Genomic DNA, 13,862 nt, shown 5'->3' on the forward strand with positions numbered 1-13,862 from the left:
GGGACCGGCGGGGCCGGGTGGGGCTCTTAGCCCACGAGCTGGCCGACGCGCTGCCCGAGGCTCGAGCGGCGCTCGAGCGCGGGGAGGTCAGGGCTTTCTGGGCGTGGGGGTCGCCCCCAGGCTCGGCCCGCGGGTAGGGATCGCCACCCGGGAGCCGGTCCACACCAGCAGGCTGATCCCGCCGAGCCAGAAGAGGTCGTAGAGCACCGTGACCCACCGGGCGTCGCCCCCCAGCACCGCGACCACCCGCGCCAGGCTCACCAGCACCAGCGCCAGGCTCAGGGCGCTCAGGCTGCGGGCGATGCGGCCACCCGCCAGCACGGCGGTCTGCTGGAGGTAGAGCACGGTCAGGAAGAACACCACCCCCTGGAAGAGCATGCTGAGGGCGCTCGAGTCGCGGAAGGCCTGCACGAACACCACCAGCAGCGCCGCGGTCAGCCCGGCGATCAGCGTGAAGCGCAGGGCGTTGCCCTGCGGGTAGAGGCCGTTGCGCTCCATGGCCCACGGCAGCAGCGCCCCCATGGCCAGCACCAGCAGGGCGCTCAGCAGGTAGAGCCCCTCCCGCAGGCCGTCGGCGCTCGTGAAGCCGGGGTTCAGGCGCGTCAGGGAGAGCAGGAAGTCCCCGGCGCCCAGCACCGCCAGCCCCAGCGCCAGGCCGAGCAGGGGCAGGCGCACCACCGAGGGCGAGCGGTAGGCCAGGCCCACCAGCATCGCCGCGCCCAGGAAGTCGGCCAGGGTTACGGAAAGGCTACGCACGAAGTCGCTGGATAGGGCACCGACGGCCCAGGCCAGCCACAGCCCGGCCATCAGGTACATCGGAATTGTCAGGCTCCCCATGAGGCGATTGTAACAGCACGCACACCTCTACCCCGGTCTCGCCGAACCGGGCGCGCCGCGACCCCTTCAGCGCGGCCGCTGGATGAGCTGTTCGAAGAGCTTGGCCGCGCCGGGCTCGAGGGTCTGGGTAAGCCACCGCGCCAGCCCCTGGCGCAGCAGCTCCGGGTTTTCCTCGGGGAGCGACTTGCGCAGGCGCTCGAGCGCCCCCGCCGCCCCCCGGCCCATGTACTCGCGCAGCACCTGCTCCACCGACTCCCACATGCGGTCGCTCTGCTGGCGGCGGCGCTCCTCCTCCTCGCGCTGCAGCACCTCGAAGAGGTCCTGGGGGGCCTTGCCGGGCGACTGCAGCAGGTGGACCCGCCCCTCGCGTAGGTCGCGCGGGAGGTCGGGGGAGAACACCGGCTGCCCGCGGTAGAAGTACCAGGCCCGCCCCGCGCTGCCGTCCTCGACCACCAGGGCCCCGCTGAAGTGCTCCTGCCGCAGCGAGTCGAGCAGGGTCTCCAGTTGCAGCGAGCGCGGCGCCACGGCCAAAAAGCGCGGCGAGCCCTGGGTGAGGGCCAGCAGGCAGGGGATGCCCTCCAGGCGCAGCTTATAGAGCGAGAGCCCGCCCAGGGCGAGCTCGGCCATGAGGTTGCGGTAGGCGGTGGTGCCCGCCTCGTAGCCCTGGGGTTCCTGGCGCCAGGCCTCGAGCAGCCGCCCCTTGTAGAACACCAGCAGGCCGTGGCCCTTGGGCAGCTTGGCGAGGGCGAAGCCGGTGAATTGCGACTCGCGCAGGCGCTGGACGAACTCCGGGGTCAACAGTTCGCCGGGGACCCACTCGGTGAGGGGGTCGTTCTGGGGGAGGAAACCGAAGAGGTAGGCCAACAGGGCAGGACTGACGGTGTCGAGAAGACCACGCGAAGCTGTATCCATCAACGTTTACCCCCGGTTTTTGCGCCACGCGGTGTTCGTCCCGTCATCCGCCGAGGCGGGCGTGCGAGCCGGAAAGCTAGGCCCCAGTGTAGCATGGCCCCCCGCGCTGCTTTCGGTATGATTACGGGCGTGCTAGAGGTACTGGTTCCGGCAACCCTCGCCAACCTGGGCTCCGGCTTCGACGCGTTAGGGGTGGCCGTGGACGTCTACCTCACGGTCCGGGCCGAGCCCGCCCCGTGCGACCGCTTCGTGTACGCCGGGGAGGGCGCCGTTCCCCCCACCCCGGACAACCTCGTCCACCAGGGCTACCGCGCCGCCTGGGCCGAGCTGGGCCAGGCCGCCCCGCCCGTCGCGCTGTGGGCCGACAACCCCATCCCGCTGGCGCGGGGCATGGGCAGCAGCTCGGCGGCCCTGGTCGCGGGGGCCGCCGTCGCCGACCGCATGAGCGGGGGCAAGCTGGGCAAGGACGGGGTCTTCGCCGTCACCGCCCGCATCGAGGGCCACCCCGACAACGTTGCCCCGGCCGTTTACGGGGGCTTCGTGGCGGCCCTGGCCGATCCCCCCCTCGCCATCCCGCTGCCCGTCCCCGACGTGCGCTTCGTGCTGGCGATCCCGGCCTACGAGGTGCCCACCCCGCTGGCCCGGGCCGCGCTGCCGAAGCTTTACCCGCTGCAAGACGCGGTGTTCAACCTCGCCCGCAGCGCGCTGTGGCCGGCCGCGCTGGCGAGCGGGCGCCTCGAGGTGCTGCGCGAGGCCGCCCGCGACCGCCTGCACCAGCCCCACCGCGCCCACCTGATGCCGGGGCTGGAGGGGGCGCTCGAGGCCGCCTACGCCGCCGGGGCCCTCGCGGCCTTCGTAGGGGGCGCAGGCCCGACCCTGGCGGCCGTCGTCCGGCCGGGCCTGGAGGCGCCCGTCCGGGAGGCGCTCGGCGGGTATGCCGGTTCGGGCGGCCGAACCCTTATTCTAGGACCGGGAGCAGGGTACACGTGGAAGGAGACCTGAGCACCATTCCGATCGCCGACGTCATGGAGTTGCTGCATGGCGGGCGTCGCACGGGGCGTCTGGAGCTGAAAGTCGGCGACTTGCCCCTGACCTTGCACTTCGTAGGCGGCGAGGTGGTGGACGGGGGGATCTGGGACTGGACGGGCCTCGAGGCCATCAGCACCTTCCCCCTCTACGCCCACGAGGGCCGCTTCGAGTTCATCAACGAGCCGCACAGCGGCACGCCCCTCATGGGCTTCAAGACCTTCATGGGCGAGTGGGCCCGCCTCAACGACGAGTGGAGCCGCTTTCACCGCCTGCTCGACTCGCCCAGCCGCGTGGTGGAGAGCCCCCGCCCCATCGAGCCCTTCACCGTGCTGGTGGGCGGCAAGAGCGTCAGGGCCGCGGCCAAGGCCTGGGGCGTCCCCCTGATCGTGGCCGCGGAGCGGGCCTGGCGCGGCCTGCACGAGGGGGACCTGGTGCCCCTGCGCAAGTACGCCTGGTTCGCCCTGCGCATCCGCCACCCCTCCGCCCGCCGCACCCAGGCCGGGGCCCTCACCCGCCTCGAGGACCGCATCACCGTCGCCCTCGACGGCACCCGCAACATCGGCGAGATCGTCCAAACGGGGGGCCTCGAGCTCAGCGCCGTGCGCCGCTACCTCATCGGCGCCCTGCTCTCGGGCGAGATCCAGCCCCCCGGCCGCGGCTGGCTGCTGCGCGACCTGCTGTGGGAGCTCGAGGCCGAGACACGGACCACGTCGCCGGCTTGAGGGTGCGTGTTGGGCACTCGGTGCCCAACGCCGATGGCCGAACGCCGATAGCCCATAGCCGATAGCCGATAGCCTCGTTGAAATCAATCATCCACTGGGGTTGTGCCCGGCCCAACAGCTAACTACAGCCCCACCTCCCAGGAGACGGGCGCTCGTGCCGTGCTGCCCGCCCCGGCCGGGGTGTGCGGCTCGCGAGGGAGGGGGTGACGGGGGTGTCGGGGGAGCTGAGGGGGAGGTGATGGGGAATCGCCTCTCCCTAGCTCCCCCGACGGCGGAACCGTGGTCGCCAAACCAAAGCACCGCAAACCAACCCCATCCCCCACAAGCACTAGAAGAAAAACCCTCGAGCGCTGGGCTCGAGGGGAACGGGTCAGGCCTTGACGGTTACTTCTTGTTGGAGCGGGGGCGGTACTTGCCGAAAGTGCCGCGCCAGATCTTGCCCCGCCGGGTGCGACGATCGCCCTTGCCCATGTTCAGCTCCTTCAGGCGTTAGCCGGGTTCAGCAGCTTGTGGATGCTCGCCATCAGCCGCGACTTGCGGCGGGCGGCGGCCCGCTTGTGCAGGGTGGAGCCCTTGGAGGCCTTGTCGATCAGGCTCTCCGCGTAGCGCATGACCTTGGTAGCCTCCTCGGCGTTGCCGGATTGGGCCAGGGTCAGGGCCTTCTTGGTCACGGTCTTGATGGTCGCCTTCTTCGAGCGGTTGAGGGCCCGCCGCTTGAGGGACTGGCGGTGCCGCTTCATCGCGGAAGGGTTACGGGTGCTTTTCTTCTGTGCCATGTTTCTCCTGAATCAAGACTGCCGGGCCACACCTTTGGGGCTCCGGGCAAACCGCTCACAAGTCTAGCACATGCATGAGCGATTTACCAAGCCGCCACCGGCCACGCAACCCCCAAGCGCGGCGGGGCGGCCCGCGTCAATACTCGAAGCGGGTGCCCACCCAGTCCATGCGGACGTAGCCCTTGGCGTCCTGCAGGCGGAAGCGCACGGTGTAGAGCCCAGGGTTGACGTAGAACAGCGCGATGTCGTTGAAGCGGCCCTTGTAGCGCCGGGCCTGCCCGACCTGGCGGCCCCCCTGGAGGAGACTGAGCTCGAGCGCCCCGTCGTTGAGCTGGCCGTCGAGCTTGACCTTCACGGCGGCGTTGACCCCGGTGACGCGGAGGTTGTACTTCTGTTCGCCGTTGTATTTCCAGTACACCATCGGGACGAAGGGCGGATAGCCCACCCCCAGCCCCACCTGCTCGGCGTAATAAGCCAGGGCTGCACCCAACAGCACCAGTATCAACAGTAGACGCAGCACGGCCCCAGTATATGCAGGAAAGGGCTTTTTCAGCGGTTATACTTGTGCGCATGACGGTTGAGGAAACCCTTAACTCACTCAAACGCGCTGCCGTGGAGGTCATTCCCGAGGAGGACCTGCGCCGCAAGCTCGAGTCGGGCCGGCAGCTCACCATCAAGCTCGGCCTCGACCCCACCCGCCCCGACATCCACGTCGGGCACGCGGTGGTGCTGCGCAAGATGCGCGAGTTCCAGGAGCTCGGGCACAAGGTGGTCATCATCATCGGCGACTTCACCGCCATGATCGGCGACCCCTCCGGCCGCAGCGCCACCCGCCCGCCCCTCACCCTGCAGGAGACCCGCGAAAACGCCAAGAGCTACGTCGAGCAGGTCTCCAAGATCCTGCACCGCGACCCCGAGCGCTTCGAGCTGCGCTACAACTCGGAGTGGCTCGAGCGCCTCACTTTCGCCGAGGTCATCAAGCTCGCCTCGCAGGTGACCGTGGCGCAGATGCTCGAGCGCGAGGACTTCAAGAACCGCTACACCTCGGGCACGCCCATCTCGATCCACGAATTCCTCTACCCCTTCGCCCAGGGCTACGACTCGGTGCCCATCCGGGCCGACGTGGAGATGGGCGGCACCGACCAGAAGTTCAACCTGCTCGTGGGCCGCGAGGTGCAGCGCGCCTACGGCCTCGAGGAGCAGGTGGCCTTCATCATGCCGCTGCTCGAGGGCTCCGACGGGCGCAAGATGTCGAAGAGCTACGACAACTACATCGGCATCAACGAGGAGCCCGCGGTGGTGTTCAAGAAGCTCATGCAGGTGGTGGACCCGCTCCTGCCGCGCTACCTCGAGCTGTGCACCGACCTCACGCCCGAAGAGATCGCGCAGGTGCTGGCGAAGGGCGGCCCCGTGGGGGCGCACCGCGTGCTCGCCCGCCTGGTGACGGGCGCCTACGCCCAGGGCCTCGTCCCCACGCGCATCGACCGCGCGTTCTACGAGGAGCTCGGCTACAGCCTCGAGGCCGCCGGCCACGACCGCGACGCTGGGTCCGTCGAGGCCATCCGCCAGGCCGAGGAGCGCTACTACCAGGTGGCCCGCAACGTCATCCCCGACGACATCCCCGTGGTAAGGGTCCCCCCCTCCGAGCTCAGCGACGGGGCCATCCCGGTCGCGCGCCTGTTCACCCTGGCCGGCCTCACCGCCTCCAACGGCGAAGCCAAGCGCATGATCCAGAACAAGGGCCTGCGCATCGGCGGGGAGGTCGTGGCCGACCCCAACGCCCAGGTCGCGCTCGAGCAGCCGCTGGTGCTCCAGCGGGGCAAGGATAAGTTCGTGAGGGTAGAGGTGGGGGGATGAGGGACGTCGATAGTCGATAGCGGATAGCCGATAGCTGAACGCCAAACGCCCGACGACGGGCACGGGTCGTACGCCAAACGCCAAACGCAAGACGCAAGACGCTTTGGCCCTTAACCCTTGACCCTAGGTCCTCGACAAGCCAGAAACCACAGGCCACCAGCCATGAGCTGACGGCTGACGGCTGATGGCTAAAAGCTGACCGCTTCAGCCCTGCTCGATCGGGCGGAGCGGGGTCTCGTGGCCGGTGGCGTAGATCGTCCCGTTTTGGGCCTCGAGCCGTAGTCTCGGCAACGGGAAGCGCGGCGGGCCGTACACGGCGCGGCCGCCTTGCAGGGGCTCGAAGGCGCCGAAGTGGCAGGGGCAGCCTAGGAAGGGGTGGTCGGTGCGGTAGTTGTAGGCGATGGCGCCGAGCTCGGGGTTGTCCACGTAGTTCACGGTGCAGCCCTGGTGGGTACAGACGCGGGAGAGGGCCAGGAAGTGGGCGCCGTCGAGCTCGAGGCTCCCCGAGACCGGCCGGGGCAGGCGGAAGGCCACGGCCTGCAGCTTGCGTTCGGCCGTGCCGATGCGGACGGGGTATTCGAAGTACTTGAACGACCAGGGTTGCTCGAGCTCGCCCGCGTCGGCGACCCGGACCCTCGGCCCGTCCTTCCACACCGGCTCGGCCACGCCGGTCTTGAGGAACTGGATGTAGACGGTGCGGTAGCCCAGCCAGCCGAAAAACCCCGCGGCGATGGCGCTGGGGATGATCCAGATGATGTCGCGCCGTCCGAGTTTCATAGGCTTTTGAGGTAGGCGATGAGCTCCTCGAGCTCCTGTGCGCCCATCGGCACGGCGGGCATGCTGCCGCGCCCCCTGGTGACGATCTCGCGCACGGCCTCGGGGACCTTGCTCGCAGGGTTACCCTTGAGCGCCGGGCCGCTGCCCCCTTGGGCCTGGGCGCCGTGGCAGGCGGCGCACTTCTGCAGGTAGACCCGCTGGCCTGGTGAGGCGGTCTGTAGCTGCTGGCGGGCGGTCTGGATCAGGTTGTCCACCTGCGCCGACTCGCCCCCGGCGGCCTTGTAGCTCTCCCAGGCCCGCACGGCGTCCTCGGCGCGGCCCATCTGGAAGTAGATGTTGCCCAGGAAGAGCCAGCCCTCCGGCTCGGAGGGGTCGGCGCGGGTGGCGACCTCCAGCACGGGCAGGGCCTGCTCGCTGCGCCCGGCGAAGAACAGCAGCATGCCCAGGCGGCGCAACGCCACCACGTTGCGCGGCTCGAGCTTGGCGACCTCGAGGTAGCCCTGGCTGGCGCGCTCGAAGTCCTGCACCTCCCAGGCGGCGTTGGCGTAGGCCAGCCAGTCCTGGGCCTGGTTGCTCGCGCGGGCGCGGCTCTCGAGGTCGCGCAGCCGGGCGGCCTCGGCCCGGCTGGTGATGATGGTCTCGCCCGGCAACCGGGGCACGGTGAAGCGCCACAGCCCGGCCCCCACCACCAGCAGGCTCACCGTGACCACGGCCAGGGCGGCGGGGGAGAGCTTGCGGGGCGCGGGGGCGGGGTGGCCCAGGTCGGCGAGTTCGCGTTCCAGGCGCACCGCCTGGGCCAGCAGCCGCCTGCGCTCCTCGCCCTCGGCCTCGCGGGCCTGGCTCTTGAGCAGCTCGAGCTCGGAGCGCAGCTCCTGGGGGCGGGGGCTTTCGGGGAAGGGCTGGGAGGGGCTGAACAGCGGGCGCAGCACGTAGGCCAGGGCCAGCACGAGCAGCAGGGCGAAGGCAAGGTAGGCGATGATCATGGGGTTCGGCGGTGGGGGTCGGGGGGCTGGTGCAGCTCGGCCTCGAGGCGGGCGATCTCCTCCTCGGAGACGTCGGCGGGCACGGCCCGGGCGCGGGTGGCGGCCAGGTAGCGCCACAGGCCATAGGCCAGCAGGGCCAGCCCGATGAGGGGCGAGAGCCAGACCCACAGGGTGAGGCCCTGCTTGGGCGGCTCGTAGAGGATCCAGGGGCCGTAGCGCTCGACGAAGAACTGGCGGATCTCGGCCTCGCTCTTGCCCTGGGCCAGTTGCTCGGCGATCAGGCGGCGCATCTCCTGCGCCACGCCCGAGTTCGACTCGCTCGCCGACTCGCCCTGGCACACCGGGCAGCGCAGGCCCTTGGCGATGCGGAAAACCTCGGGGGAGAGGTCGGGGGGCGGGGTGGTCTGGGGCGGCTGGGCCAGCGCCAGGCCCAGCAGCGTCAGCAGCAGCAGGGCGAGCCTCACAGCCCCTCCAGCCCGGCCTTGCGGAGCATGTCCCGCAGCACCGCCTCGTTGACGGGGCCCGCGTGGCGCTGCAGCACCTTGCCCTCGGCGTCGATGACGAAGGTCTCGGGGACCCCGTAGGTGCCGTAGTCCACGCCGAGCGTGCCCTTGGGGTCGAAGACGCTGGGGAAGCTCAGGCCGTACTCGCGGATGAACTCCAGCGCCTTGGCTTCGGTGTCCTGCACGTTGACGCCCAGGATCAGCAGCCGGTCGCGGTAACGCCGCCAGTAGGCCTCCAGCAGCGGGGCCTCGTCGCGGCAGGGCAGGCACCAACTGGCCCAGAAGTTGATCAGGATAGGCCTGGAGCCCACCTGCTCGCCCAGCTCGAGCCGGTCGCCCCACTCGGCGCGGTAAGGCTGCAGCAGCGGCCGCTCGAAGGTGGGCGCGGGCTTGCCCACCAGCACCGAGGGGAGGGCGTTGGGGTCGGGGCGCTGCAGGCCCCACCAGAACAGCCCCCCCAGCGCCAGCACCAGCAAAGGCCAGAAGCGCCTCATGCGGGGGCACCTCCCGGGGCCTGCTGCCGCTGGGGCGCGGGGCTGGGCCAGAGGATGTACAGCGTGCCCAGCGCCATGACGGCCCCCGCGACCCACAGCCACAGCACCAGCGGCGTGACCACCAGCCGGAGCGTGGCCCACTGCCCGCGCTCGGTGTCGAAGGCCTGGAGGATGAGGTAGTAGTCGTTGTAGAGGGTGTACTTGAGGTCGGGCGCGTGCAGGCCCTGGTTGCCCATCTGCGGGTAGAAGTTGAGGCGGGTGGTGTAGGTGCCGTCGGCCCACAGGCCCCGGCGGTCCACGCCGCGCACCTCGACCCGGGCGTACACCGACTGGCGGTTGCCCTGATCCTCGACCCCCACGTTGCGCAGGGTCATCTCCACCCCGGCGGTTCGCCAGCTCTCGCCCAGCCGCAGCGTCTTGGACTCCTCGAAGCGGTAGGTCTGGCTGAAGGCGATGGTGAGGGCGGCCAGCGCGAAGCCCACGTGCACGACGTGGCTGCCGAAGCGGCGGCGCGAGCTCGAGGCCAGCTCGAGGAAGGCCCGCCCGCGCGAGACGCCCAGCGCCCTCGAGCGCTCCCGCACCCCCTGCCCGACCATCAGGGCCACGGCCGCGAGGTTATAGACGAACAGGCCCACGGCCAGGGCCACGCCCAGCGTCAGGCCCAGCAACAGGCCCGCCGCCGTGCCCGCGGCCAGCGCCACGCCCAGCACGACGAGGTTGCGCCGGATCTCCCCGCCCGTGTTGCGCCACGGCAGCACCGGCCCGACCCCCATCAGCAGCAGCGCGGCCACGCCCAGCGGGGCCGAGACCTGGTTGAAGAAGGGCGCGCCGATGGAGACCTTGGCCCCGCTCAGCGCCTCCACCACCAGCGGCCACACCGTGCCGATGACCACCACGAAGGCCATGGTGCCGAAGAGCAGCGAGCCGGCCAGCAAGGCCCCCTCGCGGGTGCGCCAGCGCACCTCGCCCGCGTCGCGCACCTCGCCGCTGACCTTGCTCAACAGGCCCAGCCCCAGCGCGAGCACGCCCAGCAGGAAGGCCAGGAACAAGCTGCCCACCGGGCCGTCGCCGAAGGCGTGCACCGACTGGACCACGCCCGAGCGGGTCAGGAAGGTGCCGAACACCGTGGCCGCGAAGGCCAAGGTGATGTAGGCGAAGTTCCAGGGCTTGAACATGCCCCGCCGCTCCTGCACCTGCGTGGTGTGGAGGAAGGCGGTAGCCAGCAGCCAGGGGATGATCGAGGCGTTCTCCACCGGGTCCCAGGCCCAGTAGCCGCCCCAGCCCAGGATCTCGTAGCTCCACCACTTGCCCGCGAAGATGGCGGCCGTGAGGAAGCCCCAGGCCACCAGCGTCCACCAGCGGGTCTCGAAGATCCAGCTCTGGTAGCGGCGGGCCACCATGGCGGCCACCGCGTAGGCGAAGGGCACCGACAACCCCACGAAGCCCAGGTACATCAGCACCGGGTGTACCGCCATCATCCAGTGGTTCTGCAGCAGCGGGTTGGTGCCGCGCCCGTCGGCGGGCGGGTTGGGCACCGCGTCGAAGGGGTGGGCCACGAAGACCATCACCGCGAAGAAGAAGACCTGGGTGGCGAAGAGCACCCCCAACGCCACCGGGGCCCGCCAGGGGTCGAGGAGCAGGGTGCGGCCGGTCGTCGCCGAGCCCTGCACCTGCACCCGCCTCGAGACCAGCCAAGTGTACATCGCCTGCAGGGTGCCCCACAGCAAGATGGAGCCCTCGAGCGCGGCCCAGGGCGTCACCAGCGTCACCCACAGCGGGTCCTTGACCGAGTGGTGCAGCGCCACGTAGCGCACGCTGAAGTCGTGGGTCAGCAGCGCCCACTCCAGCGCCCCGAAGCTCACCAGGGCCGAGAGGAAGGCCACGGGGGCGACGCGGCGGGCGGCCTCGAGGTAACGCCGGTCCTGCGCCCACCAGGAAAGCCCCGCCAGCACCAGCCCCACCAGCGACAGCACCAGCGTGGCGAGCAGCGCGACCCCGCCCAGGAGGCCGGGGGTCATGTGAGCCCCCTTCGAGGGCGCTCGACGCCCGACGCCGTGCGCCGGAAGCCGGACGCCGCGGGTTCAGCGTCCGGAACCCGCAGGTTCGGGCGTTCGACGCCGGCCCTCACTCCGCCTCCTCGATCAGCTTGCGGATCTGCTCGGGGGTGTAGCCCTCCTTGGGGGCCTGGTAGCCCTCGGAGTGCTTGACCAGCAGGTTGGTGCTGACGAAGGTGCCCCCCTGGAACTTCCCCTCGATCACCACGCCCCGGTTCTCGCCGAACAGCGCCGGGGGCGTGCCCTTGGCCTGCACCGGGAACTCGGTCACGCCGTCGGTGACGACGAAGCGCAGGTCGAGGGTGTCCTTGTTGTAGTCCACGGTCCCGGCCTTGACCAGCCCGCCCAGCCGCACCTGGCGGTTCTGGCAGTTGGCCTGGTTCTGCAGGCACTCGCTGGGGGTGTAGAAGTAGACCAGGTTTTGCCCCAGCCCCCCGAAGATCAGGTAGGCCAGCGCCCCCACCACCACCACGATGCCGATGATGTGCTTGGGTTTCAATTGCACCTCCACGAAAAGATGCCGATAGCCGGTAGCCGCTCGCGCTGGGCGTTCGGCGTCGGGCGCTCGGCGTTTGGCTTCACTTCTCCCGCCGGTAGCGCCACAGCAAGTAGCCCAGGTAGCCCAGCAGGCCGCCGTAGCCGAGTATGTAGGTCCAGACCACGAAGGGGTTGTAGGGGTTTTGCAGGATGCTGCCGTCCATAAAGCTCACCTCGTTAGCCGGCCTGGGGGCTCATCTCCTGGCGCACGGCCTCGCGCTCGGCCAGCAGGCTGCGGACGCGCACGAAGGCCACGAAGAGGATGCTGAAGGCAAGGATGTTGACCAGGAGGGCGGGCAGCATGGCGGGGTCGAAGTTGCTGCGCCCGGTGGTGGGGTCGAAGGTCTGGGTCTGGTGGATGCTGCGCCACCACTTGACCGACATGTAGGTGATGGGCACGTTCACGGCCCCCAGGATGCTGATGGCCGCCGAGGCCTTGGCCCGCAGCTCGGGGTCCTCGATGGCGCTGCGCACCACGAAGTAGCCGATGTAGACCACCAGCAGGATGGCGAAGGTGGTCAGGCGCGGCTCCCAGGTCCAGTAGACCCCCCAGGTGGGCCGCCCCCACAGCATCCCGGACAAGAGCGTGAGGCTCAGGAACAGCAGGGCCACCTCGATCACGGCGGTCGCCACGCGGTCGTAGTGGGGCTTGCTTGTAGCGAGGTAGAGGACGGAGTACGCCACCGCGATGAACAGGGCCACCAGCCCCACCCAGGCCGAAGGCACGTGCAGGAAGATGATGCGGTAGACGTGGCCCTGGTTGGCGTCGGGCGGGGCGGTGAAGGCCAGGAAGGCCCCCACCCCCAGCGCCAACAGGCCCAGGATCAGCGAACCCAGGGTCAGCGCATTCATCGGTTTAGTCTGGCTCATAGCAGTCTCCTTGATCTTTCTTACGCCATTCTCGGACAAGACGGATGTGAGGGCTACCCCTAAGCTCAGGCTGGCTCGAGGCTGGTCACGGCGCGGTCACGCTACCCTTCCAAAACATAGGGGAAGAGCAGGCCGCACAGCGTCACGTAGATGACATCGAAGACCAGGAGCAACTGCCACCAATTGAACACTTCCCCCAGCGGCAGGCCCTCCACCAGCGAGGCCGTCGCCTTCACCGAGGCCAGGACCACCGGCACCACCACCGGGAAGAGCACCAGCGGCAGGAGGGCTTCACGCCCGCGCAACCGGGCCAGCATCCCGGCATAAAAGGTGGACACGGAGGCATAGCCGATGCTTCCCAGCACCAGTGTGACCAGGATGCCGGGCAGCGCCGAGAGGGGCAAGTAAAAAAGTCCCGCCGTCAGGAACAGCAGCGCCCCGCCCACGATCAGCAGCAGCAGGAGCTGAAACAGCAGCTTGCCGTAGTAGAGCCACTCGCGGCTCCCCGGGACGAGCAGGAGGTCGTCGAGGGTGTTGTCCTCGACCTCGAGCCCGAACGCCCGCCCCGCCAGCAGGCTCCCGGCGAAGGCCAGCGCCACCCACAGCACGCCCGGCGCGGCCTTGCGCAGGTCGTCTTGGTTGGGGCCTAAGGCCAGCCCCAGGATCAGCAGCATGGTGAAGAGGAAGAACACCGCCGCCAGCAGGCCGGTGCGCCCGCGCAGCTCGAGGGTGAGGTCGCGCAGGGCGAGCCAGAAGATGCGGGTGAGGAGGGTCATGGTGTGCACGTCGAAGGCCGAATGCCCAACGCCCGGCGCCGAACGCCGAACGCCGAACGCAAAACGCAAAACGCAAAACGCCGAGTGCCGAGGGTTGAGAGCTGATCGTGGGTTGAGCAGGCAGGAAGCGGCGGCATGGCGTTCAGACGGCGGGGGAGAGCTCGAGGGTGCGGGTGGCGAGGCGCTGGACCCAGCCCCGGTCGTGGGTGGCGAGCACGACGCCCCCGGCACTTTTGGCCTCCAGGATCAGGGCCTCGAGCAACTCGCGCCCCTGGGCGTCGAGGGCGGCCTCGGGCTCGTCGAGGAGCCAGATGTCGGGCCGCTGGAGGCGCAGGCGGGCCATCGCCAGGCGCTTTTTCATGCCGCTGGAGTAGCCCAGCACCGCCTTGCCGGGCGGGAGCCCCACCGCCTGCAGGGCGGCGGCGATGGCGCCGGGCTGGGGGGAGCGCCCCTCGAGCCGCAGCGCGTAGCTCAGGTTTTCTTCTCCGGTGAAGTGCCGGTGAAAGGCCGGGGGGTTGGCGAGCAGCCCCACCCTGCCCTGCCGCGCGACCCTCCCCCCGCTGGCCCGCATCAGCCCGGCCAGCAGCCGCAGCAGCGTGGTCTTGCCCACGCCGTTGGGGCCCAGCAGGGCGACCACCTCGCCGGGCTCGAGGCGGAAGTCCAGGCCACGGATCACCCAGTCGCGCCCGTAGCGCTTGGAGAGGGACTGGGCCTCGAGCAGGGGACTCATCGGGG

18 protein-coding genes are annotated in these 13,862 nt (G+C 70.0%); 3 read left to right on the plus strand and 15 right to left on the minus strand.

The window, feature by feature from the left end; translation table 11 throughout:
* Nucleotides 1-87 precede the first annotated feature (87 nt).
* Complete coding sequence (locus tag MEICH_RS24930; RefSeq protein WP_157202767.1) at nt 88-837, minus strand: hypothetical protein; 750 nt, start codon at nt 835-837, stop codon at nt 88-90.
* A gap of 66 nt (nt 838-903) precedes the next feature.
* Entirely contained in the window at nt 904-1,749 is an 846-nt protein-coding gene (locus MEICH_RS0112535) for a hypothetical protein (RefSeq protein ID WP_036218542.1), read from the minus strand.
* A gap of 117 nt (nt 1,750-1,866) precedes the next feature.
* Between MEICH_RS0112535 and thrB the strand changes: the two genes are divergently transcribed.
* Entirely contained in the window at nt 1,867-2,751 is an 885-nt protein-coding gene (gene thrB / locus MEICH_RS0112540; protein WP_036218543.1) for a homoserine kinase, read from the plus strand.
* Nucleotides 2,736-3,500, plus strand: coding sequence for a DUF4388 domain-containing protein (locus MEICH_RS0112545; protein ID WP_027892910.1), 765 nt, complete (start codon nt 2,736-2,738; stop codon nt 3,498-3,500). Before thrB ends, MEICH_RS0112545 begins: the two co-directional genes overlap by 16 nt.
* Nucleotides 3,501-3,884: 384 nt before the next feature.
* Here the strand turns inward: MEICH_RS0112545 and MEICH_RS24935 are convergent, their stop codons facing one another.
* The 3 genes from MEICH_RS24935 to MEICH_RS0112560 all read right to left on the minus strand — a co-directional run bounded on the left by MEICH_RS24935 (nt 3,885) and on the right by MEICH_RS0112560 (nt 4,796).
* Complete coding sequence (locus MEICH_RS24935; RefSeq protein ID WP_036218544.1) at nt 3,885-3,971, minus strand: 30S ribosomal protein THX; 87 nt, start codon at nt 3,969-3,971, stop codon at nt 3,885-3,887.
* An 11-nt stretch (nt 3,972-3,982) separates the two neighbouring features.
* A complete protein-coding gene (gene rpsT / locus MEICH_RS0112555) occupies nt 3,983-4,276 on the minus strand; it encodes a 30S ribosomal protein S20 (protein ID WP_027892911.1) in 294 nt (97 codons plus the stop codon).
* Between the two features lie 136 nt (nt 4,277-4,412).
* Nucleotides 4,413-4,796: a hypothetical protein gene (locus MEICH_RS0112560; protein ID WP_157202768.1), complete on the minus strand. Its 384-nt coding sequence runs from the start codon at nt 4,794-4,796 to the stop codon at nt 4,413-4,415.
* A 50-nt stretch (nt 4,797-4,846) separates the two neighbouring features.
* Between MEICH_RS0112560 and tyrS the strand changes: the two genes are divergently transcribed.
* Complete coding sequence (tyrS, locus tag MEICH_RS0112565) at nt 4,847-6,133, plus strand: tyrosine--tRNA ligase (protein WP_027892913.1); 1,287 nt, start codon at nt 4,847-4,849, stop codon at nt 6,131-6,133.
* A 204-nt stretch (nt 6,134-6,337) separates the two neighbouring features.
* Here tyrS and MEICH_RS0112570 read toward each other — a convergent pair whose 3' ends face one another.
* From MEICH_RS0112570 to MEICH_RS0112615, 10 genes are all read right to left on the minus strand, one after another.
* The gene (locus tag MEICH_RS0112570) at nt 6,338-6,910 is read right to left on the minus strand and encodes a Rieske 2Fe-2S domain-containing protein (RefSeq protein WP_027892914.1); all 573 of its coding nucleotides are present in this window, start codon (nt 6,908-6,910) and stop codon (nt 6,338-6,340) included.
* Nucleotides 6,907-7,893 carry a c-type cytochrome gene (locus tag MEICH_RS0112575; protein WP_084542290.1) on the minus strand — a complete coding sequence of 329 codons (987 nt, stop codon included), beginning with the start codon at nt 7,891-7,893 and terminating at the stop codon, nt 6,907-6,909. The genes MEICH_RS0112570 and MEICH_RS0112575 overlap by 4 nt, the downstream gene beginning before the upstream one ends.
* Nucleotides 7,890-8,357, minus strand: coding sequence for a cytochrome c-type biogenesis protein (locus MEICH_RS0112580; RefSeq protein WP_027892916.1), 468 nt, complete (start codon nt 8,355-8,357; stop codon nt 7,890-7,892). The genes MEICH_RS0112575 and MEICH_RS0112580 overlap by 4 nt, the downstream gene beginning before the upstream one ends.
* Entirely contained in the window at nt 8,354-8,890 is a 537-nt protein-coding gene (locus tag MEICH_RS0112585) for a TlpA family protein disulfide reductase (RefSeq protein WP_027892917.1), read from the minus strand. The genes MEICH_RS0112580 and MEICH_RS0112585 overlap by 4 nt, the downstream gene beginning before the upstream one ends.
* A complete protein-coding gene (locus MEICH_RS0112590; protein WP_027892918.1) occupies nt 8,887-10,908 on the minus strand; it encodes a heme lyase CcmF/NrfE family subunit in 2,022 nt (673 codons plus the stop codon). The genes MEICH_RS0112585 and MEICH_RS0112590 overlap by 4 nt, the downstream gene beginning before the upstream one ends.
* Before the next feature lie 106 nt (nt 10,909-11,014).
* Complete coding sequence (gene ccmE, locus MEICH_RS0112595; RefSeq protein ID WP_027892919.1) at nt 11,015-11,443, minus strand: cytochrome c maturation protein CcmE; 429 nt, start codon at nt 11,441-11,443, stop codon at nt 11,015-11,017.
* Between the two features lie 79 nt (nt 11,444-11,522).
* Entirely contained in the window at nt 11,523-11,645 is a 123-nt protein-coding gene (locus MEICH_RS30475) for a hypothetical protein (RefSeq protein ID WP_275052618.1), read from the minus strand.
* Between the two features lie 13 nt (nt 11,646-11,658).
* Nucleotides 11,659-12,351 (minus strand): cytochrome c biogenesis protein CcsA, encoded by a 693-nt coding sequence (gene ccsA / locus MEICH_RS0112605; RefSeq protein WP_036218545.1) that lies wholly within the window; start codon nt 12,349-12,351, stop codon nt 11,659-11,661.
* 101 nt (nt 12,352-12,452) lie between these two features.
* A complete protein-coding gene (locus tag MEICH_RS0112610; protein WP_027892921.1) occupies nt 12,453-13,127 on the minus strand; it encodes a heme exporter protein CcmB in 675 nt (224 codons plus the stop codon).
* Nucleotides 13,128-13,269: 142 nt separating this feature from the next.
* Nucleotides 13,270-13,857: an ABC transporter ATP-binding protein gene (locus MEICH_RS0112615; protein ID WP_027892922.1), complete on the minus strand. Its 588-nt coding sequence runs from the start codon at nt 13,855-13,857 to the stop codon at nt 13,270-13,272.
* Nucleotides 13,858-13,862 lie beyond the last annotated feature (5 nt).

Source organism: Calidithermus chliarophilus DSM 9957, assembly GCF_000430045.1.
In the GTDB taxonomy this organism is placed as follows: domain Bacteria; phylum Deinococcota; class Deinococci; order Deinococcales; family Thermaceae; genus Calidithermus; species Calidithermus chliarophilus.